The sequence below is a fragment of the Martelella alba genome (assembly GCF_005217455.1).
GTDB lineage: Bacteria > Pseudomonadota > Gammaproteobacteria > Enterobacterales > Enterobacteriaceae > Acerihabitans.
This window is the reverse complement of the sequence record NZ_SZPQ01000010.1, coordinates 123,466-147,174: the sequence shown is the minus strand read 5'-3', so window position 1 is coordinate 147,174 and position 23,709 is coordinate 123,466. Positions and strand designations below refer to the sequence as shown.

The 23,709-nt window shown below is 59.3% G+C and carries 20 protein-coding genes; 17 read left to right on the top strand and 3 right to left on the bottom strand.

Annotation, left to right across the window (positions count from 1 at the left end; translation table 11 throughout):
• Positions 1-35 precede the first annotated feature (35 nt).
• The gene (gene yfhb / locus FCN80_RS09240) at positions 36-689 is read left to right on the top strand and encodes a phosphatidylglycerophosphatase C (protein ID WP_136989874.1); all 654 of its coding nucleotides are present in this window, start codon (positions 36-38) and stop codon (positions 687-689) included.
• Between the two features lie 90 nt (positions 690-779).
• Entirely contained in the window at positions 780-1,328 is a 549-nt protein-coding gene (gene tadA / locus FCN80_RS09235) for a tRNA adenosine(34) deaminase TadA (protein ID WP_136989873.1), read from the top strand.
• A gap of 8 nt (positions 1,329-1,336) precedes the next feature.
• Here tadA and mltF read toward each other — a convergent pair whose 3' ends face one another.
• Complete coding sequence (gene mltF, locus FCN80_RS09230) at positions 1,337-3,100, bottom strand: membrane-bound lytic murein transglycosylase MltF (RefSeq protein WP_136989872.1); 1,764 nt, start codon at positions 3,098-3,100, stop codon at positions 1,337-1,339.
• Between the two features lie 293 nt (positions 3,101-3,393).
• On the opposite strand from mltF, the gene purL reads away from it, so the two are divergent.
• The 6 genes from purL (at position 3,394) to glyA (ending at position 13,441) form a co-directional block, all read left to right on the top strand.
• Complete coding sequence (purL, locus tag FCN80_RS09225; RefSeq protein ID WP_136989871.1) at positions 3,394-7,281, top strand: phosphoribosylformylglycinamidine synthase; 3,888 nt, start codon at positions 3,394-3,396, stop codon at positions 7,279-7,281.
• 648 nt (positions 7,282-7,929) lie between these two features.
• Positions 7,930-9,363: a sensor histidine kinase gene (locus FCN80_RS09220; RefSeq protein ID WP_136989870.1), complete on the top strand. Its 1,434-nt coding sequence runs from the start codon at positions 7,930-7,932 to the stop codon at positions 9,361-9,363.
• Positions 9,360-10,121, top strand: a complete 762-nt coding sequence (locus FCN80_RS09215) for a two-component system QseEF-associated lipoprotein QseG (RefSeq protein WP_170975352.1) — start codon at positions 9,360-9,362, stop codon at positions 10,119-10,121. The genes FCN80_RS09220 and FCN80_RS09215 overlap by 4 nt, the downstream gene beginning before the upstream one ends.
• A gap of 23 nt (positions 10,122-10,144) precedes the next feature.
• Positions 10,145-11,482, top strand: a complete 1,338-nt coding sequence (gene glrR, locus FCN80_RS09210) for a two-component system response regulator GlrR (RefSeq protein WP_136989868.1) — start codon at positions 10,145-10,147, stop codon at positions 11,480-11,482.
• Positions 11,483-11,547: 65 nt separating this feature from the next.
• Complete coding sequence (gene glnB / locus FCN80_RS09205) at positions 11,548-11,886, top strand: nitrogen regulatory protein P-II (RefSeq protein WP_136989867.1); 339 nt, start codon at positions 11,548-11,550, stop codon at positions 11,884-11,886.
• Between the two features lie 301 nt (positions 11,887-12,187).
• Positions 12,188-13,441, top strand: coding sequence for a serine hydroxymethyltransferase (gene glyA, locus FCN80_RS09200; protein WP_136989866.1), 1,254 nt, complete (start codon positions 12,188-12,190; stop codon positions 13,439-13,441).
• A 258-nt stretch (positions 13,442-13,699) separates the two neighbouring features.
• On the opposite strand, the gene csiE is transcribed toward glyA, so the two are convergent.
• Positions 13,700-14,956: a stationary phase inducible protein CsiE gene (gene csiE / locus FCN80_RS09195; RefSeq protein WP_136989865.1), complete on the bottom strand. Its 1,257-nt coding sequence runs from the start codon at positions 14,954-14,956 to the stop codon at positions 13,700-13,702.
• 235 nt (positions 14,957-15,191) lie between these two features.
• Between csiE and FCN80_RS09190 the strand changes: the two genes are divergently transcribed.
• Positions 15,192-15,857, top strand: coding sequence for a DUF1007 family protein (locus FCN80_RS09190; RefSeq protein WP_136989864.1), 666 nt, complete (start codon positions 15,192-15,194; stop codon positions 15,855-15,857).
• Positions 15,848-16,966, top strand: coding sequence for a nickel/cobalt transporter (locus tag FCN80_RS09185; RefSeq protein ID WP_136989863.1), 1,119 nt, complete (start codon positions 15,848-15,850; stop codon positions 16,964-16,966). The genes FCN80_RS09190 and FCN80_RS09185 overlap by 10 nt, the downstream gene beginning before the upstream one ends.
• 24 nt (positions 16,967-16,990) lie before the next feature.
• On the opposite strand, the gene suhB is transcribed toward FCN80_RS09185, so the two are convergent.
• Positions 16,991-17,794: an inositol-1-monophosphatase gene (gene suhB / locus FCN80_RS09180; RefSeq protein WP_136989862.1), complete on the bottom strand. Its 804-nt coding sequence runs from the start codon at positions 17,792-17,794 to the stop codon at positions 16,991-16,993.
• Between the two features lie 117 nt (positions 17,795-17,911).
• Between suhB and trmJ the strand changes: the two genes are divergently transcribed.
• From trmJ to hscA, 7 genes are all read left to right on the top strand, one after another.
• Complete coding sequence (gene trmJ, locus FCN80_RS09175) at positions 17,912-18,646, top strand: tRNA (cytosine(32)/uridine(32)-2'-O)-methyltransferase TrmJ (RefSeq protein WP_136989861.1); 735 nt, start codon at positions 17,912-17,914, stop codon at positions 18,644-18,646.
• Between the two features lie 100 nt (positions 18,647-18,746).
• The gene (iscR, locus tag FCN80_RS09170) at positions 18,747-19,244 is read left to right on the top strand and encodes a Fe-S cluster assembly transcriptional regulator IscR (protein ID WP_136989860.1); all 498 of its coding nucleotides are present in this window, start codon (positions 18,747-18,749) and stop codon (positions 19,242-19,244) included.
• 52 nt (positions 19,245-19,296) lie between these two features.
• Positions 19,297-20,511, top strand: coding sequence for an IscS subfamily cysteine desulfurase (locus tag FCN80_RS09165; protein ID WP_136989859.1), 1,215 nt, complete (start codon positions 19,297-19,299; stop codon positions 20,509-20,511).
• A 31-nt stretch (positions 20,512-20,542) separates the two neighbouring features.
• Positions 20,543-20,932, top strand: a complete 390-nt coding sequence (gene iscU / locus FCN80_RS09160) for a Fe-S cluster assembly scaffold IscU (RefSeq protein WP_136989858.1) — start codon at positions 20,543-20,545, stop codon at positions 20,930-20,932.
• A 22-nt stretch (positions 20,933-20,954) separates the two neighbouring features.
• Positions 20,955-21,278, top strand: coding sequence for an iron-sulfur cluster assembly protein IscA (gene iscA, locus FCN80_RS09155; RefSeq protein ID WP_136989857.1), 324 nt, complete (start codon positions 20,955-20,957; stop codon positions 21,276-21,278).
• 11 nt (positions 21,279-21,289) lie between these two features.
• On the top strand, positions 21,290-21,808 hold the full coding sequence (hscB, locus tag FCN80_RS09150; RefSeq protein ID WP_136989856.1) for a co-chaperone HscB: 519 nt from the start codon (positions 21,290-21,292) through the stop codon (positions 21,806-21,808).
• Between the two features lie 49 nt (positions 21,809-21,857).
• A complete protein-coding gene (gene hscA / locus FCN80_RS09145) occupies positions 21,858-23,708 on the top strand; it encodes a Fe-S protein assembly chaperone HscA (RefSeq protein WP_136989855.1) in 1,851 nt (616 codons plus the stop codon).
• The last annotated feature ends 1 nt before the right edge of the window (position 23,709 follow it).

Sequence of the window (23,709 nt, the reverse complement as noted above, 5' to 3'; positions counted from 1 at the left end):
CCGGCCGCTAATAGATTCGCTAAGGATTAATGGCAATGGGAGAAGGTAATTTAAGTCGCAGGGCAGCCCAGCGCGTCGTTTTTTTCGATTTGGACGGCACCTTGCATCAGCAGGATATGTTCGGCTGTTTTTTACGCTATATGTTGCGCCATCTGCCGTTCAATATCCTGTTGGTGGCGCCGGTTCTGCCCGTCATCGGCATCGGCCTCCTGTCCAAAGGCCCCTCGACCCGCTGGCCCATGAGCCTGCTGTTATGGGCTATCACATTCGGCCACAGTGAACAGCGGTTGCAAACGCTGCAAGAGGCTTTTGTGACCTGGTTTCGCGCACGGGTCATCGGTTTCCCCGTAGTGCTAAGACGGCTGGATGACTATCTCGATAGCCAGGACGCGCAAGTCTGGCTTATCACCGGTTCGCCGGAACCCCTGGTGCGGGGCGTCTATCAGGATGCGCTGTTTTTGCCCCGGGTGCGTTTGATAGGCAGCCGGATGGCGCGTAGGCGTGGCGGCTGGGTGCTGACTTTACGCTGCCTGGGGCATGAAAAGGTGGCGCAACTGGAGCGCGAGCTGGGGACGCCGCTGAAACTCTTCAGTGGCTATAGCGATAGCCGCCACGACAGTCCCTTGTTGTATTTTTGCGAGCATCGCTGGCGTGTGACGCGGCAAGGTCAGTTGCGTCAACTGGACTGAAAAGCGGGCCGCGCGGTGCGGCCGCGGCAATGTTTTGCCGGGGGAAGACCCGGCTGATATCATAGACCCCTTTTTTAGGCGGGATCGTCGATGGACATCTGTACACAACATGACGAATTCTGGATGCGCCGGGCTTTGGTCCTGGCCGGCATGGCCGAGGCCGAGGGCGAAGTGCCGGTGGGCGCCGTTCTGGTGTTGGACGGCCGGGTTATCGGCGAAGGCTGGAACCGCTCCATCGGCCGACACGACCCCACCGCCCACGCCGAGATCATGGCATTGCGGCGGGGCGGCAGGGCCATCGGTAACTATCGGCTGGTCGCCGCCACGCTGTATGTCACCCTGGAGCCGTGCGTCATGTGCGCCGGCGCGATGATCCACAGCCGCATCGGTAGGCTGGTGTTTGGCGCCTGGGATGAAAAAACCGGCGCGGCGGGGTCGTTATGCGATGTACTGGGGCATCCGGGTATGAATCACCGTATCGACATTACCGCCGGCGTTCTGGCGCAGGAATGCGCCGGCCGGCTAAGCGCGTTTTTTCGCGCCAGGCGCGAGCAGCATAAAGCGCGCCGCCAGGAATTGAAAATAGCGCCGGGCGCCGGGTTGCAAGTCCCGCTGAATCACCCCGGACGGGAATCTTAACGGCTCAACTAGCGGCTGGCTTTGGCAAGAGCGGGCGCAGTGTCGGAAGACAAGATTGCGGCGGACGCCGGCAGGGCCGGCGGGTTTTGTTTGGCGATATCGCCCATTGCTTTCGCCGGCGCGGGCGGGGCCAACGGGTTTTGTTTGGCGATATCGCTTGTTGCTTTCGCCGGCGCGGGCGGGGCCAACGGGTTTTGTTTGGCGATATCGCCCGTTGCTTTCGCCGGCAGGGCCGGCGGGTTTTGTTTGGCGATATCGCCCATTGCTTTCGCCGGCGCGGGCGGGGCCAACGGGTTTTGTTTGGCGGTATCGCCCGTTGCTTTCGCCGGCGCGGGGGCAGTCGGGGAATCCGCCGACGGTTTGCTGCCTCCTGCCGCCAATTGCAGCGCCGCTTTCTTTTCTTTCTCCTGCAAATATCCCGTCAGACTCATTTCATAGCGCCGGATATTCTCAACATAATTATAGGCTTGCTGGCCGCGGGCGTAACCGTAGGTGGTCTGCTGATAATAGCGGGGCTGGCTCAGCATGGGCAGCCGTAATTTGACGTCCACCCAGCTATCGGGGTTGCCTTTCTGCTTGGCGGTCAGCGCGCGGGCATCCAGCATATGTGCGTAACCCATATTGTAGGCGGCCAGCGCAAACCAGATTTTTTCGTCATCCGGAATGCTGTCGGGCACTTTCTTTATCATGCGCGCCAGATAGAGCGCGCCGCCCCGGATACTTTGCTCCGCATCCTGGCGATCGGTAATCCCCAGGCTGGCGGCCGTGGCGCGCGTGAGCATCATTAAGCCCCGCACCCCGGTAGGCGACACCGCCTGCGGATCCCAATGGGACTCCTGATAAGAAATCGCGGCCAGCAGTTTCCAGTCGATTTCAGTGGAATAGCGTTTGAACAAGGATTGCAGCGCCGGCAACGTGGCATCGATGGAGGCCAGAAACGTTTTGGTATCCACGTAATCAAAGCTGCCCACATGGCCGAGATATTTTTCCTCCAGCCGGGCGATGGTCCCCTCGTCATTCATCTTGCTGTAAAAATCCAGCAAGGCGGCCGAAAGATTATCGCTATCCCGCCGACGCAGATACCAGGTAACCGGTTCGTCCTCGCTGACATCGAACGCTACCGCCAGTTGCGGATGGACCCGTTGCATCAAACCGATGGTGGAAGAATCCGCCAGGGTATAGTCCAGCTTGCCCTCCGCCACTTGTTGCAACAATGCTTTGCTGCCGAGATCGGACGACACCTCCCAATGTAGATCGGGGTACTTCGTTTTCCGCAAGTCCTGTAGCAGGGCATCATGGGCCGAGCCGGAGGCCACGACCAAACGGCCCTGCAGCGCGCCGAGGCTTTTCGGTCTGGCCCGCCCCAGGCGATAGACCAATTGTTGGGAAACATAATAGTACGCCGGACCGGTGGTGAACCGGCGCAGGCGATCGTTATTATAAATCAGGCCGGCGGCCAGCAAATCGGCGCGATCGCCGGCCAGATCATCGAACAGTTCGTCAAGATTGGCGCGTTGGTGGATAACCAGCTTTACACCCAGGTAATCGGCGAAACGCTTCACCAGTTCATAGTCCAAACCGGTTGGCTTGCCGTTGGTGTTGTCAAAACTCAAAGGCGCCGCTAGCGTGCTGACGCGTAGCGTTCCCCGGCTTTTAATCTCGCTAAGCTTATCGTCGCGCATCGTGTGCCAGGGCACATTAAACCACAGCGCCCAGGTCAGCAATGCCGCGATAACGCCAATCACGACATAATTTATCTTGAATCTCTTCAAATAGTTATCTCTTCCCGGAGCGCGATCCTTGCGGGTCTCGGGAGGTAAAAGGGTTATCAGGCCTTCCCTGGCGTCGGGGCATTTTGCGCAACAAAACGGCAGGGCGCAACCGGAAAAGCACTCAGTCCTAACTCGCTGAATGGGCTCGATGGGGTCAATAATAACCGCGCAAACGGTTTCGTCCTGCGCCGGGATTCACTATAATGGCGCGCGTCCCCCCTTGAAGTTGCGCCTCATGGCAAGCCCCGCCGTCGTTTGCGGCAGCGGCGGTTCAAAGACGAGAGATTTTGATTATGGAAATTTTGCGCGGTTCTCCCGCCCTGTCGGCATTTCGCATCAATAAGCTATTGGTTCGTTGCCGGGAAGCCCGTTTACCCGTGAATGATATCTATGCCGAATACGTTCATTTTGCCGATTTGAGCGCTCCGCTCAATGACGACGAGCACGCCAGGTTGCAGAAATTGCTCAAATACGGCCCTTCTCTCGCTGAACATTCCCCGCAGGGGCGCCTGCTGCTTGTGACGCCCAGGCCGGGCACCCTATCTCCCTGGTCGTCCAAGGCCACGGATATCGCCCGCAATTGCGGACTGGCGAAAATCAAACGCCTTGAGCGCGGCCTGGCCTATTATCTTCAGGCGTCCACCCTGGATGAGTCCCAGTGGCGGCGGTTGGGGGCGTTGCTTCATGACCGGATGATGGAAACCGTCTACGACGAACTGGAGCAGGCGGCCGCGTTATTCACGCGGCAAACGCCGGCGCCGGTGGGCCAGGTGCCGATGCTGGCTAAGGGCCGCGGCGCGTTGGAGCAGGCCAATACCGCGTTGGGGCTGGCGCTGGCGGACGATGAGATCGATTATCTGCTCGATGCTTTCGGCCGTCTGGGCCGCAATCCCACGGATGTCGAGCTTTACATGTTCGCCCAGGCCAATTCAGAGCATTGCCGTCATAAGATATTCAATGCCGACTGGATTATCGACGGCCAGCCGCAGCGGAAATCGCTGTTCAAAATGATCAAGAACACCTTTGAACAGACCCCGGATTTCGTCCTGTCGGCCTATAAAGACAACGCCGCCGTTATGGAGGGGGCGTCGGCGGGGCGTTTTTTTGCCGATCCGATTAACGGACGCTACGACTATCATCAGGAGCCCATTGCTATTCTGATGAAGGTGGAAACACACAATCATCCCACGGCGATCTCGCCCTGGCCCGGCGCCGCCACCGGTTCGGGCGGCGAGATACGCGATGAAGGCGCGACCGGTCGGGGCGCCAAGCCCAAAGCCGGGCTGACCGGCTTTTCGGTATCCAATCTGCGCATTCCCGGTTTCGAGCAGCCCTGGGAGCAGGACTTCGGCAAGCCGGATCGGATCGCCAGCGCCCTGGATATCATGACCGACGGCCCCTTGGGCGGCGCGGCGTTCAATAATGAATTCGGCCGTCCGGCGCTGGCCGGCTACTTTCGTACCTATGAAGAACGGGTCAACAGCCATAACGGGGTCGAGCTGCGCGGTTACCATAAACCCATCATGCTGGCGGGCGGCATCGGCAATATCCGCGCCGACCATGTCGACAAGGGGGAATTCGCCGCGGGAGCCAAGCTAATCGTTCTGGGCGGGCCGGCGATGAATATCGGACTTGGCGGCGGGGCGGCCTCATCCATGGCCTCCGGCCAGTCCGACGCGGATCTGGATTTCGCTTCGGTACAGCGGGATAACCCGGAAATGGAGCGCCGTTGCCAGGAGGTGATCGACCGCTGCTGGCAATTAGGCGAAAGCAATCCCATCTTGTTTATCCACGACGTGGGCGCCGGCGGCCTGTCCAACGCCATGCCGGAACTGGTGAGCGACGGTTGCCGAGGCGGCCGTTTCCAACTGCGTGATATTCCCAACGACGAACCGGGCATGAGTCCGCTGGAAGTCTGGTGCAACGAGTCTCAGGAACGGTATGTGCTGGCGGTGGCGCCGGATCAGTTAGCGCGGTTCGACGCGATATGCCAACGCGAACGCACGCCTTATGCGGTCATCGGCGAGGCGACCGAACAACGCCATCTGACGCTGGACGACAGGCATTTCCACAACCGGCCCATTGATTTGCCGCTGGACGTACTGTTGGGCAAAACGCCGAAGATGTTGCGCGATGTGGCGCGCCTGGCGGTGTCCGGCACGCCGCTAGATCACGGCGCCATCCGGCTGGAAGAGGCGGTCCGACGCGTGCTGCATTTGCCGGTGGTGGCCGAAAAGACCTTTTTGATTACCATTGGCGATCGTACCGTGACCGGCATGGTGGCCCGCGATCAAATGGTCGGCCCCTGGCAGGTGCCGGTGGCCGACTGTGCGGTTACCACCGCCAGCCTGGACAGCTATTACGGCGAGGCCATGTCGGTGGGGGAAAGAGCGCCGGTGGCGCTACTGAACTTCGCCGCCTCGGCGCGATTGGCCGTGGGGGAAGCCATCACCAATTTGGCGGCCACCCGCATCGGCGATATCAAACGCATCAAATTGTCGGCCAACTGGATGGCCGCCGCCGGCCATCCGGGCGAAGACGCCGGTTTATACGACGCGGTGAAGGCCGTGGGCGAAGCGCTTTGTCCGGCGCTGGGCCTGACCATTCCGGTGGGCAAGGATTCCATGTCCATGAAGACCCGTTGGCGGCAGGGCAGCGAACAACGGGAGATCACCGCGCCGTTGTCGCTGGTGATTACCGCCTTCGCCCGGGTGGAGGATGTGCGCGGCACGGTAACCCCGCAATTACGCGCCGACAGGGATAATGCCCTGTTGCTGATTGATCTGGGCGCCGGCAATCAGGCCCTTGGCGCCACGGCCCTGGCCCAGGTGTATCGCCAGTTGGGCGATGCTACCGCCGATGTCAGGGACCCGGCGCAATTGGCCGGATTTTATCGCGCCATACAGCAATTGGCGGCCGATGGCGTCCTGCTGGCTTATCACGACCGTTCCGACGGCGGTTTGCTGGTGACGTTACTGGAAATGGCCTTCGCCGGTCATTGCGGGTTGGATATCGACATCGCCGCTTACGGCCGGGATCGTCTGGCGGCGTTATTCAATGAAGAGCTGGGGGCGGTCATCCAGATAGCCGCCGCGGATCGCGCCCATGTCAATCAGGTGCTGGCCGAACATGGGCTGGAAACATGCCTGTTCGATCTTGGCCGGGCGGTGGAGGGCGATCGCGTGCGCATCGCCTGCGGCGAACATGTGGCCTATGCGGAAAGCCGCAGCCGGTTGCGGACCTGGTGGGCGGAAACCACCTGGCAAATGCAACGCCTGCGTGATAATCCCGACTGCGCCGATGAGGAGCATGCCGCCAAGCAGGATGACGGAGACCCCGGGTTGAGCCCGATACTGACTTTCGATCCGGCCGAAGATATCGCCGCTCCCTATATCGCCAAACAGGCGCGCCCCAAAGTGGCGGTCTTGCGTGAACAGGGCGTCAATTCCCATGTGGAAATGGCCGCGGCGTTTTATCGCGCCGGGTTTGACGCCGTGGATATTCACATGAGCGATGTGCTGTCGGGCCGCAGCGATTTGCGGGACTTTCACGTGCTGGTGGCTTGCGGCGGTTTTTCCTACGGCGACGTGCTGGGCGCTGGCGAAGGCTGGGCTAAATCCATTCTTTTCAATGAACGCGCGCGCGATGCGTTCGCCGCCTTTTTCGGCCGCCCGCACACCCTGGCGCTGGGGGTATGCAATGGTTGCCAAATGATGTCCAATCTGCGTGAACTGATTCCCGGCGCCGAGCTTTGGCCGCGTTTTGTGCGCAACAAGTCCGAACGTTTCGAGGCGCGTTTCAGCCTGGTGGAAGTCACCCGCAGTCCATCGCTGTTCCTACAGGGTATGGAAGGTTCCCGCCTGCCTATTGCCGTATCCCATGGGGAAGGGCTGGCGGAAGTCCGCGACCCGGCGCATCTGGCGGCCCTGGAGAACGCCGGCGTGGTGGCGTTGCGCTATGTGGACAATTACGGTCGGATTACTGAAAACTATCCGGCCAACCCCAATGGCTCGCCAAACGGTATTACGGCGGTGAGCAGCACTAATGGCCGGGTCACCATTACCATGCCGCATCCGGAACGGGTATTTCGTACGGTATCCCACTCCTGGCATCCGCAGGAATGGGGTGAAGATGGCCCCTGGCTGCGGATTTTCCGCAATGCCAGAAAGGCGCTTGGCTGATTTTTCACCCCCCTCTCATGGGACTGTCCTTTCGTCCATAACGGCCCGTCCGCTACCGGTCGGGCCGTTATTTTTAGCGAAACCGTCCTGATGCCTCGCCTGAGACGGGCGGGGGAGACAACGCGATGTGCGGGCATTCTGATAGTGTCGTTTTTTCGCAAATTTTGCGGTATGCCCTGTCGCTGATTAGCGACATCTAATTATATGTTATGAAATGGTTTTTAATCTTATTGAATTTTTTGTCTCCATAAAGCGACGGAATCCTCTCGTGAAACGCGCTCTTTCCCGCTTTCCATCACGGTTTTTTTGCCGTAGGCCGCGGATAATGCGGCATCATGGCCAATTGGAAAAATTGGCATGGATGATGCATAATACTCGTCAGTTGCTCATTCACCTTGTTATATACGCACTGTTCATCAAAACAGCCAAGACGATATAACCCTCGAATGACGCCAAAGTACGGTGCCTATCGTCCACCATAACCGATAACCGCCTCGCGGCGTTATCAAGCATCGGGCGACACGTTGAGTGAGGCACCTCCTATTTCATGAAAAGCACTTGCCGGCGGGCAAGTGCTTTTTTGCTTTCTTAAGGCCGGCTAAGGGGATAGCATCGGCAGGATTCGGCGGTTTTCACAGGATGCATCGTTTGAAAAAATGGCGCCTTTTCCCCCGCTCATTGCGGCAATTGGTGATGCTGGCCTTCACGCTGGTGCTGTTGCCCTTGTTACTGCTGGCCTATCAGGCCTGGCAAAGCCTGGATCGCCTCAGCGAACGGGCGGCGGATATCAATCGCAGCACCCTCTCGGACGCCCGCCGCACCGAATCCATGAGCAGCGTGGCGCTAGAGATGGAGCGCAGCTACCGCCAGTATTGTGTTTTGGACGACCAGACCCTGGCGACGCTGTATCAAAACCAGCGCCGCCAATACGCCCAACTCCTGTCCGCGCACGGTAATCCGCCATCCGAGCAACGTTATATCCTGCGATTACAGGATTTGTTAGAGCGGCTTGACCGCCTCGAATGCGCCAATAACAGTCCAAACGACGCGGCTTCCGAGTCCCTTAAGGCGTTTTCGCGCGCCAACGGCGATCTGGTGCAGGCCACCCGCAACAGCATCTATAGCCGCGGTCAGCAATTACAGGCCGCGCTGGCTGAACGCGGCCGTTTTTTTGGCTGGCAGGCGCTGATATTATTTCTGGTCAGTCTGATACTGGTGCTGCTCTTTACCCGCATGATCATCGGGCCGGTGAAAACAGTGGAAAAAATGATCAACCGGATAGGCGAGGGACGGCCCCTTGACAGCCGGATTTCCTTTACCGGTCCGCGGGAGATTCACTCACTGGTTCAGCGGATCCTTTGGCTGAATGAACGGCTCTCTTGGCTGGAATCGCAACGGCACGAGTTTTTGCGGCACATTTCCCACGAACTGAAAACCCCCCTGGCGAGTCTTAGGGAAGGCACCGCCTTGCTGGCCGATGAGATAGCCGGGCCGCTAAGCGCCGACCAGCGGGAAGTGGTCGCAATCCTTGACAGCAGCGGCCGGCATTTGCAACAACTGATCGAACAACTGCTGGATTACAACCGCAAGCTGGCAGACAGCCCCGCGGAATTCGCCGATATCAATCTGCCGGAAATGATCGATTCAGTGATAGCCGCCCACAGCCTACCGGCCAGAGCCAAGGGCATGCACACCCTTATCGAGCTGGAAAGCGCCCATTGCCGGGCGCAGCCGGTATTGCTGATGCGGGTGCTGGATAATCTCTATTCCAATGCGGTGCACTATGGGCAGGAATCCGGTAACATCTGGATCCGCAGCCGGCGGGCGGGACAGCGTCTTATCCTGGAATTGGCCAACAGCGGCGAGCCCATACCGGCAGCGGAACAGAACATGATATTCGAGCCCTTCTATCAGGGCCGCGTCCAGCGCAAGGGCGCGGTGAAAGGCAGCGGGCTTGGGCTTAGCATCGCGCGGGACTGTATCCGCCGGATGAACGGCGAACTCAGACTGGCCACGGTGGATTACGCCGCCGTATGCTTTCGTATCGAACTACCTTTAACCGTCGAGAACGCATCACAATGAATCCACGCTGTTCACCGGCGAACTATACCGCATGCGATCCCTCCCGTCCGGGACGTTCGGCCAGGGTGGCCGGCCGGTTGCGCGGGCTGTTTTTGCTATTGCCCTGGCTGATGGCCGGTTGCTCAGGCGATTATGCCGGCGGCGGCGCTTCGATGACCTTATCGTCGGCCAGCCAGACCTTGCCGGCCGGCCGGTTTGCCGCCGAATGCGATAAACTCTGGCAAACGCGGGACGAGCCCAGCCTCGCCGACGCCGGCTACTGGCTGCGCGCCATGCAGTGCGCCGAAAGTCTGACGCCGTCCCAGGCCCGCCTTGAAGCCGCCGGTAACGGCGGGGAGCGCTGGGATGACGCCTTCCGGGAAAGCATTTTACTTGATGCCGCCGATATCACCGTTACCGAGCGGCGTCGGGCCTATCAGCGTCTGTTGGGGTTCCGCTCGCGCATCCCGCCGGCGGTTTATCCGGTATTCAGATTATGGCGTCAGCAAGAGGCGTTGCGGCTTATCCTGGCGGATGAGCGTGGTAAGAGCCAGCGGCAACTGGACGCCGCCGCCGCGCAAATAGAACAGATGCGCCAGCAGCAACAGGATTTACAGCATAAACTGGATATAACCACCCGTAAATTGGCAACACTGACGGAAATCGAGCGGCGGCTGTCGGCCCGCAAGCAAGGTATGACGGATAGCGACAACGAGGGCGGCTACCCATCGGCATCGGGCGCCGCCGGCGATAAAACGGTACCGACCGTCAAGCCGTAATGTGATAAGGGAACAAACAGTTCATGGGGCAGCGTAAGAACGCCAATCTGTTACTGGTCGACGACGACGCCAGTCTGCTGAAATTGCTGGGGATGCGCCTGACCAGCGAGGGATTCAACGTCGCCACCGCCGAGAGCGGGCAGGACGCGTTGCGCCTGTTGGCGCGGGATAAAATCGATCTGGTCATTAGCGATCTGCGTATGGACGAGATGGACGGATTAACGTTGTTCGGCGAGATTCAGCGCCATCAGCCCGGCATGCCGGTAATCATCCTGACGGCCCACGGTTCGATACCTGACGCGGTGGCCGCCACGCAGCAGGGCGTGTTCAGCTTTTTGACCAAACCGGTGGACCGCGATGCCTTATACAAGGCCATCGACGACGCCCTGGCGCTGTCAATGCCCGCCGGCGATGACCGCTGGCGGGAATCCATCGTGACGCGCAGTCCGGTCATGCTGCGGTTGCTGGAGCAGGCCAAGATGGTGGCCCAGTCGGATGTCAGCGTGCTTATCACCGGTCAAAGCGGTACCGGCAAGGAAGTGCTGGCCCAGGCCATTCACGCGGCCAGCCCGCGGGGGAGCAAGCCCTTTGTGGCCATCAATTGCGGCGCGTTGCCGGAACAACTGCTGGAGTCGGAGCTGTTCGGCCACGCCAAGGGCGCGTTTACCGGCGCGGTCAGCAGCCGGGAGGGGTTGTTTCAATCCGCGGCGGGCGGCACGCTGTTTCTTGACGAAATCGGCGACATGCCGCTGTCCTTGCAAGTGAAACTGCTGCGGGTTTTGCAAGAGCGCAAGGTCAGGCCGCTGGGCAGTAATCGTGATTTGGATATTGACGTGCGGATCATTTCCGCCACTCATCGGGACTTGCCCAAGGTTATGGCGCAGGGCGAATTCCGCGAGGATCTGTTTTACCGCCTTAACGTCGTCAGCCTTAAGCTGCCGGCGTTGCACGAACGCGCCGAGGATATTCCCTTGCTGGCCAACCATTTGCTGCGGGATGCGGCCAAACGGCATAAGCCCTTCGTGCGCAGTTTTTCCGCCGACGCCATGAAGCGCTTGATGGCGGCGGGCTGGCCCGGCAATGTACGGCAATTGGTCAATGTGATAGAACAGTGTGTGGCCCTGACATCGGCGCCGGTGATAAGCGAGGCGCTGGTGGAACAGGCCCTGGAAGGCGAAAACACGGTCCTGCCGACCTTCGTTGAGGCCCGGTTGCAGTTTGAATTGCATTATCTGCGCAAATTGTTGCAGATTGCCAAGGGAAATGTGACGCAGGCGGCACGGATGGCCGGGCGCAACCGGACGGAATTTTATAAGCTTTTATCGCGCCACGGGCTGGACGCCAATGCGTTTAAAGATTAAGTTGGCTCTCTTTTAACCGATGATAAGCGGCGCAGGCCGTTAATCTGCTTGAGAAAGGTTTTATGATGAAAAAAATCGATGCGATTATCAAGCCGTTCAAATTGGACGATGTCCGCGAAGCGTTGGCGGAAGTCGGTATCACCGGTATGACCGTTACGGAAGTTAAAGGTTTCGGCCGCCAGAAAGGTCACACCGAACTGTACCGCGGGGCGGAATATATGGTGGACTTTTTGCCCAAGGTCAAAATCGAATTGGTGGTGGCGGACGACATCGTCGACAACTGTGTTGAAACCATCATGCACACTGCCCAGACCGGTAAAATCGGCGACGGTAAGATTTTTGTGTTCGACGTGGCGCGCGTTATCCGCATCCGCACCGGCGAACAAGACGAAGAGGCGATTTGACCCCTCACGCACGCCCTCGCCCAAAGCGGGTTTCCGCCTGGGCGGGGCGCTATTCCACCTTGAAAATTATTCCCCTCCCGTGAAAAAATATCCCGAACCCAGGCGGAGCCGCCGCCGGCCGGCATTGCGAACGGTTCTGACGAAACCGTTTGCGGAAAAAGCCGGCCGCCACCTATCGGAAGGGGGATAAAAAAGTTTACACTATGGCCAACCCAGCGAATTTTTGTCGTCATTTATTATCGTCCAGGATTACCGCCAGAGAACAGCGCGGTAGTGAAGCCGGTCGAGTCAGGAGAAGCGGATGTTAAAGCGTGAAATGAACATTGCGGATTACGATGCCGAATTGTGGCGGGCCATGGAGCAAGAGGCGGTGCGTCAGGAAGAGCACATCGAGCTGATTGCCTCTGAAAACTATACCAGCCCCCGCGTGATGCAGGCTCAGGGATCTCAGCTCACCAACAAATACGCCGAAGGCTATCCGGGCAAACGCTACTATGGCGGTTGCGAATACGTCGATGTCGTCGAGCAGTTGGCCATAGATCGGGCCAAGGCGCTGTTTGGCGCCGATTACGCCAACGTTCAGCCGCATTCCGGCTCCCAGGCCAATTTTGCCGTCTACACCGCCTTGTTGCAGCCCGGCGATACCGTACTGGGTATGAACCTGGCCCACGGCGGCCACCTGACCCACGGCGCGCCGGTCAACTTCTCCGGCAAGCTGTACAAAATCATTCCCTACGGCATCGACGCCAGCGGGCATATCGATTACGAGGAACTGGCGCGACTGGCGCAGGCCCACCAACCGAAAATGATTATCGGGGGTTTTTCCGCTTATTCCGGCGTCGTGGATTGGGCGCGTATGCGTGAAATCGCCGACAGCATCGACGCCTACCTGTTTGTGGATATGGCCCATGTGGCCGGACTGGTCGCCGCCGGCGTTTATTCCGACCCGATTCCCCACGCCCATGTGGTGACCACCACGACCCACAAAACCCTGGCGGGTCCCCGTGGCGGCCTGATCCTGGCAAAAGGCGGCAGCGAAGAACTGTATAAGAAACTCAATTCAGCGGTATTCCCCGGCGCGCAGGGCGGCCCGCTGATGCATGTCATCGCCGGCAAGGCGGTGGCGCTCAAGGAAGCCATGGAGCCGGCGTTTAAAACCTATCAGCGGCAAGTGGTCAAGAACGCCAAGGCAATGGTGGGCGTCTTCTTGCGGCGCGGCTATAAGATTGTTTCCGGCGGGACGGAAAACCACCTGTTTCTGTTGGATCTGGTGGATAAAAATTTGACCGGCAAGGAGGCGGACGCCGCACTCGGGCGCGCCAATATCACCGTTAACAAGAACAGCGTACCCAACGATCCTAAAAGCCCGTTCGTGACATCCGGCGTGCGTGTCGGTACGCCGGCGGTCACCCGCCGCGGCTTCAACGAGCAGGACGTGCGCGAACTGGCCGGCTGGATGTGCGATGTGCTGGACGATATCCACAACGAAGCGGTGATTGAACGCACCAAGCAGAAAGTACTGGATATCTGCGCCCGCTATCCGGTCTACGCCTGATAGACTCGTCATACTTCGCGTTGCCGCTTTGTTGGCCGCGCTCGCTCCAGTCACTGTGTTATCTCTGTGACTGGGCATCTTGAAAGACATCCTGTCTCTCATTGAAGGGCCGCCGCTGGCGGCTCAAATGCGTTCCCGACGATTTTGTCACTTTGCCGCCGCGATGCAACGAGAAGTCTCTGGAGTATAGACGCTGCCCCGCCTGAAATCCGGCGCCGTCGGGTCGGCCGGGACAGTTGCGCTATGGCCGATTCAGGCTCAGGATTCCAGAAAGTGCCGGATTCGCTCCTGCTGAGAGAGGGCCAGCGGCATTTGCACCAGAATCAGCGGCGGTGAATACAGCGGCAAGGGCAAAGAAAACGGCGAAATGATCAGGTCGGTGTTTTTTGGCGCCCCGCGGCATTGAAATTCCGCCAGAGACTGGCATTTGATATTCAGCGGCAAGAGGGTCAATTCACGGATTTGCAGTTCCAGCGTTTTCTCCGTGGGGTTTTCGCCATGGGTTAATATCAAAACCTGCTTTTCCTGCAATTCATTATCCTGCATCAGCCAGGCGCCGAAAATCACGGCGATAAGACCGATTTCCTCCCGGGCGAATTTGATGCGGTAATGCGCTTCAAACGCCATCACCGCCAGACGGGTGGTGCGAATCAGACGGGGGTATTTCTCATCCAATTCCTGCTGTAGGCTGTTATCAATGCCCATATGGAAGTGGCAGCGTTCCAGTGCGGCGCTCAAATGCGAAAACAGCTGGCGCGCCAGCGAATCCCGTTGATGAAACGCCATGCCCGAAACCTGTTCGAAGCGCGCGATCAATTGCGCGACGCTATGGGTCAACAGCCGATCGTCCTCCGTTATCGTACCGCTATAGCTGGGTGTCTTCATCAACCGGGCCAGCAGCGTCAAACCCGCTTTTTCGTTGTCCGGCAATGGCCAGTCGCGAAAGATGTCCAGCACGCCCCGATGCTCGGTTTTTTGCTCCAGCCAATGCCATTGATGCTGATTGAATTCGGGATGCTCGCACGCCGCGCACTGCAACAGGATATGACGGAAATACAATTGCAAAAAATAACGATCGCCGGCGAGCGCTGGCCGGCCGAGCAAGGCGATAAAGGCGTCGATCACGCTATTGAGCCTATCGGGGCCGATGCGCAAGGCAATGGGCAGATGGCGCCACTGGTGTTTTTGCAACGGTTCGAAATACCGGCTTACCCTCTCGGGGCATAAACGCAGGGCGCGGCGCAACCCCTCGATAAGACAAAGGCGTTTATTGAGAACGATGCCCTCGATCCGGTAACTGCCATTATGCTGCCCAATCAAGGCGAGATGGTGGATATGCCGGATCTCGCGCTCGATATGAACAAGATCTCGCCGTGTCGTCGGCAAATCCTCGCCGTTATAGCGGGAAAGCGAGACCAGTGACAAAGACGGCAAAGGTGCGAAAAGCATTAAAAGCAAATGGCTGCGGCGTTGCGGACCGGATAGCGCTGGCACTGGGGAAAAGTGCAAGCCCATAAACGTATCATACCCTTGAGTTTCACTTCTGCTAATGATAGTTAATGATGCGTATTCTGGCAGCGTAGGCGAGTTTTTGTTTCCGGGTTTTAATCACGGTCACATTTTTGCTACGGTCCCGTTGCGAATAGATCAATTCCGGCAAGGGTTTGCAACAGTTATTTACTTGCGGCCGTTAATGGCAATCCGCTAGCATCGCCCTTGGCGAACCGCCGGGGGAGGAGCTTTCGCGACGATGGCGAACAGGATTCACATCATCAGATTGAACTGGCTGGCCGGATGCGCCGTACTGGCGCTTGGCTGGGGCGATCCCCGGCATGCCCAGGCCCATCCGCACAGTTTTATCGATATGCAAACGGAAATCATCAGTCGGGACAATCGCTTAAGCGGTTTTAAAATGACCTGGACCATGGATGAAATCACATCCGCCGATGTGTTCTATGACGCGCCCGACGCCAAACCGGATTCGGTGGCCTGGAAAAAGCTGGCGGCGCAGGTTATGGCCAACGTCCTGGGACAGCATTACTTCACGCAGGCGTATTGCAACGGACGGCCGCTCAAGTTCGATGATCGGCCGGCGCAATACCGGTTGTACCGTAATGGCCGCAAGGCGGTGCTAATGTTTGTCCTGCCCGTGGCGCATCCCCCCTTGCTGGCCGGCGGCGATTTCACTTTCTCTACCTACGATCCCACTTACTTCGTCGATATGACCTATCGCGATGAGAAAGCCATCAGTCTGCCCGGCGAATTGGCGACCGCCTGCAAGCTGACGCTCCTTACGCCCAAAGCCAATCCTTCGCTGCAAGCCTATGCGCTTTCGCTTGACAACCCCGGCTCGGTGGGCGTCGACACGTCCTTGGGCAAACAATTCGCACAACAGGTTCAACTCCAATGTCATTGATAACCGCGACACGGCCCCGCCACGGCAACCTGCGCTTTTGGCTGCTTGGGCTTTGGCCATTCTGGCTGTTCTTTATTCTGTTACTGGCGGCGGCCCGTTATCTGCTCGAATACGGGCCTTATCTTTTATTGCAAAGCGTGTTGTGGCAGGCGCAATTGCACCGCCACCTGGCGCAATTACTTTCCGCGGCCGGCCAGCATCCCGTCCAGGCCGGCATGTCCCTGGCGTTGTTCAGCTTGACCTACGGCATACTGCATGCCGTCGGTCCGGGGCACGGCAAGCTGGTGCTCGCCACCTACCTTTCCACGCATTCCTCCCGTTTGCGGCTCAGCCTGGGGATGACCCTGGCGGCATCGTTGCTGCAAGGCCTCATGGCAGTGCTGTTGGTGACGTTATTTCTGTTTGTGTTGCACCTTTCCTCGCACAGGCTGCATTTGGGGGAATTTTGGCTGGAGAAGGGCAGTTATCTGTTGATGGCTTTGCTTGGCGCATTACTCTGCCTGCGGGCGGCGGCAAGACTGCGGGCGGTTTTTCGCAGCCTCGCGCGGCAAACCGGCCGAAGGCCGCGGATCGGCGCTGTCAGTTTGTTGCCGCGCCAGGCGGATGGGCGCTTGGCCAGGGTGGGGCTGGCGCCGGCGGCGGATAATGGCTACAGGCCAGTACGGTCTGACGGCGGGGAAGCTACCGACCATGGCGCCCATTGCGGCTGCGGCCATCGCCATATGCCCGCGCCGGAGGATCTCAGGGACAAGACCGGCTGGCGGACCCGGGCGGCGGTGGTGCTGGCCATGGGATTCCGTCCTTGTTCCGGCGCGGTGCTGGTCTTGTTGTTCGCCAAAGTGATTGGGGTGTATGGCTGGGGGATGCTGTCGGCGATGGCCATGTCCGTCGGTACGTCGCTGACGCTCCTGGCGCTGGCGCTTTTGTCCTTTTGGGCGAGGCGGCTGGCTGAAAATCTTACCCGCCGCCGCAACGCCGGCCATGCCGCGGGGACGGCTTGGGCGACGCTGGCGTTGGCCGGCGGCCTGGTCTTGATGGCCACGGGCGCTTTGCTTTATCTTGGCGCGCAGCCCGCCACGACAGGGGTGATTCACCCCTTCAGCCATTGAGCGGCGCCGGCCGACGGCGGCGATTCAACGGCGCAGCGCGTCGCTTAATTCGTCGCGCATCGCAGACAGCATGGCCTTGACCACACGTGGATTTCCCGCCACTAAATTGCCGGAAAGCCAATAATTGTGGTTGCCGACGAAATCGGTGACCAGTCCGCCCGCCTCGCGCACCAGCAGTTCGCCGCCGGCGTAATCCCAGGGCTTAAGACCGATTTCAAAAAAACCGTCCACCCGGCCGGCCGCCACGTAGGCCAAATCCAGCGCGGCGGAACCGCTGCGGCGAAAATCGGCGCATTGGGTGAAAAGCTTGCCCACCAAGCCGATATAGGTGGTGGCGTGCTGTTTGACCTTAAAGGGAAAACCGGTGGCAAGCACGGTGCCGTCCAGATCGCGGGCGTTGCTGCCGCGCAGGCGGTAGCCGTTTAACTGGGCGCCCTGGCCGCGGGCGGCGGTGAACAGTTCGTTGCGCATCGGGTCATAAACCACCGCCACTTCGGTGCGGCCTTTAAGACGCACGGCGATGGAAACGGCGAAATGAGGCAGGTGCTTGATAAAATTGGTGGTGCCATCCAGAGGGTCGATTATCCATTGCACGTCTTGATCTTCGCCGGCCAATTCACCGCTTTCCTCAGTAAGAATAGTGTGCTGCGGATAGGATTTGCGGATGACCTCGATGATCAACCGTTCCGCCTCGCGATCGACATTGGTGACGAAATCATTGTCGCCTTTGCTGCTGGCCTCGACGGCGTCAGGGGTTTCGTAATGTTTGGCAATCAAATTGCCCGCTTTCCGCGCGGCGCGGATAGCGATGTTGAGCATCGGATGCATGGATAATGTCCACTGGAATGTTAAAGAACGAAAACGGCGCGGATTATAGCAGGCCGTCGGCAAAAAACCTATGGTTGTGATAATATATTGGCCACTTTCAATTGGTTTTATAAGATTATGCTGCACAATATTCGCGTTGTTCTGGTCGAAACCTCCCATACCGGCAATATCGGTTCGACCGCGCGGGCCATGAAGACCATGGGCCTAAGCAACCTCTATCTGGTTAACCCCCTTACCCGGCCCGATTCCCAGGCTATCGCGCTTTCGGCTGGCGCCAGCGATATCATCGGCGGCGCCACCATCGTCGACAATCTGGACGACGCGCTGGCGGGATGCCGATTGGTGGTAGGCACCAGCGCCCGTTCCCGCACCTTGTCCTGGCCGATGCTCGACCCCCGCGAATGCGGCGTGAAAAGCGTCGCCGAGGCGCAAATGGGCCCGGTGGCGCTGCTGTTCGGCCGCGAACGGGTGGGGCTGACCAACGAGGAACTGCAAAAATGCCATTACCATGTCATGATTCCCGCCAATCCGGAATACAGTTCCCTTAATCTGGCCATGGCGGTCCAGATCCTGGCCTACGATATCCGCGTCGCCTGGCTTAATCGCCAGAATGCGGCTGCGCCGGCCGGCGAAACCTCCCCTTATCCGCTGGCCGAGGACCTGGAACGCTTTTACGGCCACCTGGAAAAAGTCCTGATCGGCACCGGATTTATTCGTCAGGCGCACCCGGGGCAGGTGATGAGCCGGTTGCGCCGCTTGTTCACGCGGGCCCGTCCGGAAAGCCAGGAATTGCATATTCTGCGCGGTATCCTCACCTCCGTTGAACAGCAACCGCTGGAAAAGCGGGAATAGATGGCGCCAATACCTGAGCAAATTACTTGGTTAAATAGTTGACTCGTTTACTCGGGAATGGCAGACTTTCGTCATATCTCACCAAACGGGAACCATTACCATGAGACTCACATCCAAAGGCCGTTATGCGGTAACCGCCATGCTTGACGTCGCTCTGCATTCCCATGAGGGGCCGGTGCCGTTGGCGGAAATCTCCGAACGTCAGGGTATCTCCCTGTCTTACCTCGAACAGCTGTTTTCCCGTTTGCGTAAAAATGATCTGGTGGCCAGCGTTCGCGGTCCCGGCGGCGGTTATCTGCTGGGCAAAGGCGCGGATCAGATAGCGGTGGGCGCCATCATCACCGCTGTGGACGAATCGGTGGACGCCACCCGTTGCCAGGGCAAAGAAGGTTGTCAGAACGGCGATCGCTGTCTAACCCACACGCTGTGGCGCGATCTCAGTGTGCGCATCAGCGAGTTCCTCAACAATATTACGTTAGCCGAGCTGGTGCGCAATGAGGAAATTCTGGATGTCGCCGACCGGCAGAACAACACGCTGCGGCGCGCTGGCGGCGATCAGCGTATTCAGGAGACCATCAACGTGAACCTGCGCGCATAAGCAGAAACGCGGCGCCTGAATTTCGGCAGTTGATTTAGGGAGCTTTTGAGCAATGAAATTACCAATTTATCTGGACTATTCGGCCACCACGCCGGTCGACCCGCGCGTGGCCGAAAAGATGATGCAGTGCCTGACGCTGGACGGCACGTTCGGCAATCCCGCTTCCCGCTCACACCGTTTCGGGTGGCAGGCGGAGGAAGCGGTGGATATCGCCCGCAATCAGATAGCCGAACTGGTGGGCGCCGATCCCCGTGAAATTGTCTTCACTTCCGGCGCCACGGAATCCGACAATTTGGCTATCAAGGGCGCGGCCGGTTTTTATCAGAAAAAAGGCCGGCACATTATCACTTGCAAAACCGAACATAAAGCCGTGCTGGATACCTGTCGTCAATTGGAACGGGAGGGATTCGAGGTCACTTATCTCTCGCCCCGCCGCAACGGCCTGCTGGATTTGCAAGCGCTGGAAAACGTATTGCGCGACGACACCATCCTGGTCTCCGTCATGCATGTCAACAATGAAATCGGCGTGGTGCAGGACATTGCGGCCATCGGCGAGATGTGCCGCGCCCGCGGGGTCATTTTCCATGTGGACGCGACCCAGAGCGTGGGCAAACTGCCCATCGATCTCAACGAATTGAAAGTGGATCTGATGTCTTTCAGCGGTCATAAGCTTTATGGCCCGAAGGGCATCGGCGCCCTGTATGTCCGGCGCAAACCGCGGGTGCGCATCGAGGCGCAAATGCATGGCGGCGGCCATGAACGGGGCATGCGTTCGGGAACCCTGCCGGTGCACCAGATTGTCGGCATGGGCGAAGCCTACCGTATCGCCAGAGAGGAAATGGCCGAGGAAGCGGCGCGCCTGCGCGCGTTGCGGGACCGGCTCTGGAACGGCATCAAAAATATCGAGGAAGTCTATCTCAACGGCAGCCTGGAGCAAGGCGCGCCCAACATCCTCAATGTCAGCTTCAACTATGTGGAAGGCGAATCGTTAATCATGTCCTTAAAAGACCTTGCGGTTTCGTCCGGCTCGGCCTGCACGTCCGCCAGCCTGGAGCCTTCCTATGTGCTGCGCGCGCTGGGGTTGAGTGATGAGCTGGCGCACAGCTCCATCCGCTTCTCCCTCGGCCGATTCACCACCACTGAAGAAATCGACTACGCCATCGCGCTGGTGCATAAGTCTATCGGCCGCTTGCGCGAACTCTCCCCCTTGTGGGAAATGTACAAGCAGGGTGTGGACATCAACAGCATCGAATGGGCGCAGCATTAATTCCTCTTTTGCACACAGGGTCGGGTCTATCATGGCATACAGCGAAAAAGTCATTGATCATTACGAAAATCCCCGCAATGTCGGCTCGTTCGATAATGCGGATCCGTCCATCGGCAGCGGCATGGTCGGCGCACCGGCCTGCGGTGATGTCATGAAGCTCCAGATTAAAGTCAATGAACAGGGCATTATCGAAGACGCCCGTTTCAAAACCTATGGCTGCGGTTCCGCCATCGCGTCCAGTTCGCTGGTGACCGAATGGGTGAAGGGCAAATCCCTGCTGGAGGCGGAGGCGATCAGAAACACCCAGATTGCCGAGGAACTGGAACTGCCGCCGGTAAAAATTCATTGTTCCATTCTGGCGGAGGATGCCATCAAAGCCGCCATCGCCGATTATAAAAGCAAACGCGAAGCGAAAGCCTGACGTGTTGCGGGAGGGTAAGTGAATGTCGATATCCTTAAGTGACAGCGCCGCGCGTCGCGTGGCGGATTTTATGACGCACCGCGGCAAGGGGCTGGGGCTGCGCCTGGGAGTGAAAACCTCCGGCTGTTCCGGCATGGCGTATGTGCTGGAGTTTGTCGATGAGCTTAACGACGATGATGTTATCTTTGAAGATAAAGGTATCAAAGTTATCATCGACGGTAAAAGCCTGGTCTATCTCGACGGCACCCAGCTTGACTTCGTGCGCGAGGGGCTAAACGAGGGCTTCCAGTTCAACAATCCCAACATTGCCAGCCAATGCGGATGTGGCGAAAGTTTTAACGTGTGACGATACCGGCGATGGATTTTTTTACGCTTTTCGGGTTGCCCGTCCGTTACGCGTTGGACGGCGCGACATTGACCGAGCGTTTTCAGACGCTGCAGCGGCAATGGCATCCCGATCGCTTCGCCGCCGGCGCCGAGCAGGAGCGCCTACAGGCGTCCCGGCAGGCCGCCATGATCAACGAGGCTTATCAGATATTGCGCCAGCCGTTGCGGCGGGCTGAATACCTGTTGTCCCTCCATGGCATTGATGTCGCCAGCGAGCAGTATACGCTGCGTGATACCGATTTCCTGATGGAGCAATGGGCGCTACGGGAGGAATTGGAAGCCCTCGCCGCCGGCCCGGGCGCCGAGGCGGCGCTGGAGGCTTTCGGTGAACGGCTGGCCGGCTTGTTCGCCGCGCGCGAACGGGAAGCCGCCGCGCAATTAGCGCAGGGCGACTGGCAGACGGCGGCGGACAGCGTTCGCAAGCTGCGCTTTCTCGATAAAGCACGCCAGCAGATGGAACAATTGGAAGACGCTTTACCGGACCGGTGATACCCCGTTTCGGCGGGTTACGGCGGTCGGCGGTTTTTGGAAGCAACTTATGGCATTACTACAGATAAGCGAACCCGGCCGGACCGCCGCGCCACACCAGCGCCGTCTGGCGGCGGGTATCGATTTAGGCACCACCCATTCTTTAGTGGCGACGGTACGCAGCGGCATCGCCGAAACCCTGCCGGATGACCAGGGGCGGCATTTGCTGCCCTCGGCGGTGCGCTATGGCCCAGGCGGTGCGCGGGTGGGCTGGCAGGCGCGAGCCGAAGCCGCTTTATATCCCACCGATACCATTATCTCGGTCAAACGCCTCATGGGTCGGTCCTTGGCCGATATCCAGCGATCGTTTCACTCGCTGCCCTACCGCCTGATGGCCAGCGAAAATGGCCTGCCGATAATAGCCACCGCCGCCGGCCCGATAAACCCCGTTCAGGTATCGGCGGACATTTTGCGCGAACTCGCCGGGCGGGCCACCCGGGCGCTTGATGGCGAACTCACCGGCGTGGTGATCACCGTCCCGGCGTATTTCGACGATGCGCAGCGGCAAGGGACCAAAGACGCCGCGCGTCTGGCGGGCCTGAACGTCTTGCGCCTGCTTAACGAACCGACCGCCGCCGCCATCGCCTACGGGCTGGATTCCGGTCAGGAAGGGCTTATCGCGGTCTATGATTTGGGCGGCGGCACCTTCGATATTTCCCTACTCCGGTTAAGCCGCGGCGTTTTCGAGGTTTTGGCCACCGGCGGCGACACGGCGCTGGGCGGCGATGACTTCGATGCGCTGTTGGCGGACTGGCTGCGCGAGCGGTCCGGCCTGCCCGACGATGGCGATCCTATGGCGCGGCGCCGGCTGCTCGAGGCCGCCATCGATGCGAAAATCGCTTTGAGCGGCGCTGAACGGACTTCGGTGTCTTTGGACGGCTGGCGCGGGGAAATCACGCGGGAACAATTCGACGCCCTGATAGCGCCGCTCATCAAGCGGACGCTGACCGCATGCCGCCGGGCGTTGAAAGACGCCGGCATCGCCCGTGAAGACATCGCCCAGGTGGTGATGGTCGGCGGCTCGACCAGGGTACCCGCGGTGCGTGACGGCGTGGCGGCATTTTTCGCCCGTCCGCCGCTGGTCAGCCTCGATCCCGATCGGGTGGTGGCAATCGGCGCCGCCATCCAGGCCGACATTCTGGCCGGCAACAAGCCGGACAACGACATGCTGCTGCTGGATGTCATCCCGTTGTCATTAGGATTGGAGACCATGGGGGGGCTGGTGGAAAAAATCATCCCGCGCAATACCACCATTCCGGTGGCGCGGGCCCAGGAATTCACTACATTCAAAGACGGACAGACAGCCATGTCGATTCAGGTACTGCAAGGGGAGCGTGAACTGGCGGCCGATTGCCGTTCGCTGGCCCGCTTCAGCCTGCGGGGTATCCCGCCGCTGCCCGCCGGCGGCGCCCATATCCGGGTCACATTCCAGGTGGACGCCGATGGTCTGCTCAGCGTGTCGGCGATGGAGAAAGCCACCGGCGTGGCCGCATCTATCCAGGTGAAACCCTCCTACGGCTTGACGGAAAACGAAATCGCCAACATGATCACCGATTCCCTCGCGCATGTTCAGGATGATATTCGCCTGCGTCGCACGGCAGAGCTCAAGGTGGACGGCGCACGCATGCTGGAAAGTCTGCAAGGCGCCCTGGCCGGGGACGCCCGCTTGCTTTCGCCCGAGGAACGCCGGGGGATAGACGAGGCGGCGCAGGCCTTGCATTGCGCTATCGCGGGCGACGATGATGCCGTCATTGACGCCGCCCTCAAACAACTTGACCAGCGGACCCGTGATTTTGCCGCGCGGCGCATGGATGTTTCCATCCGGGGCGCGCTATCGGGGCATTCGGTGGATGAGGTATAAA

Excerpts from the sequence above, each read along its gene's own strand:
- FCN80_RS09185 (WP_136989863.1), top strand. The coding sequence starts at position 15,848 with ATGTCATTGATAACCGCGACACGGCCCCGCCACGGCAACCTGCGCTTT.
- hscA (WP_136989855.1), top strand. The coding sequence starts at position 21,858 with ATGGCATTACTACAGATAAGCGAACCCGGCCGGACCGCCGCGCCACAC.
- tadA (WP_136989873.1), top strand. The coding sequence starts at position 780 with ATGGACATCTGTACACAACATGACGAATTCTGGATGCGCCGGGCTTTG.
- hscB (WP_136989856.1), top strand. The coding sequence starts at position 21,290 with ATGGATTTTTTTACGCTTTTCGGGTTGCCCGTCCGTTACGCGTTGGAC.
- glrR (WP_136989868.1), top strand. The coding sequence starts at position 10,145 with ATGGGGCAGCGTAAGAACGCCAATCTGTTACTGGTCGACGACGACGCC.
- glnB (WP_136989867.1), top strand. The coding sequence starts at position 11,548 with ATGAAAAAAATCGATGCGATTATCAAGCCGTTCAAATTGGACGATGTC.
- csiE (WP_136989865.1), bottom strand. The coding sequence starts at position 14,956 with ATGGGCTTGCACTTTTCCCCAGTGCCAGCGCTATCCGGTCCGCAACGC.
- iscR (WP_136989860.1), top strand. The coding sequence starts at position 18,747 with ATGAGACTCACATCCAAAGGCCGTTATGCGGTAACCGCCATGCTTGAC.
- FCN80_RS09215 (WP_170975352.1), top strand. The coding sequence starts at position 9,360 with ATGAATCCACGCTGTTCACCGGCGAACTATACCGCATGCGATCCCTCC.
- iscU (WP_136989858.1), top strand. The coding sequence starts at position 20,543 with ATGGCATACAGCGAAAAAGTCATTGATCATTACGAAAATCCCCGCAAT.
- FCN80_RS09165 (WP_136989859.1), top strand. The coding sequence starts at position 19,297 with ATGAAATTACCAATTTATCTGGACTATTCGGCCACCACGCCGGTCGAC.
- FCN80_RS09190 (WP_136989864.1), top strand. The coding sequence starts at position 15,192 with ATGGCGAACAGGATTCACATCATCAGATTGAACTGGCTGGCCGGATGC.
- yfhb (WP_136989874.1), top strand. The coding sequence starts at position 36 with ATGGGAGAAGGTAATTTAAGTCGCAGGGCAGCCCAGCGCGTCGTTTTT.
- iscA (WP_136989857.1), top strand. The coding sequence starts at position 20,955 with ATGTCGATATCCTTAAGTGACAGCGCCGCGCGTCGCGTGGCGGATTTT.
- trmJ (WP_136989861.1), top strand. The coding sequence starts at position 17,912 with ATGCTGCACAATATTCGCGTTGTTCTGGTCGAAACCTCCCATACCGGC.
- purL (WP_136989871.1), top strand. The coding sequence starts at position 3,394 with ATGGAAATTTTGCGCGGTTCTCCCGCCCTGTCGGCATTTCGCATCAAT.
- suhB (WP_136989862.1), bottom strand. The coding sequence starts at position 17,794 with ATGCATCCGATGCTCAACATCGCTATCCGCGCCGCGCGGAAAGCGGGC.
- glyA (WP_136989866.1), top strand. The coding sequence starts at position 12,188 with ATGTTAAAGCGTGAAATGAACATTGCGGATTACGATGCCGAATTGTGG.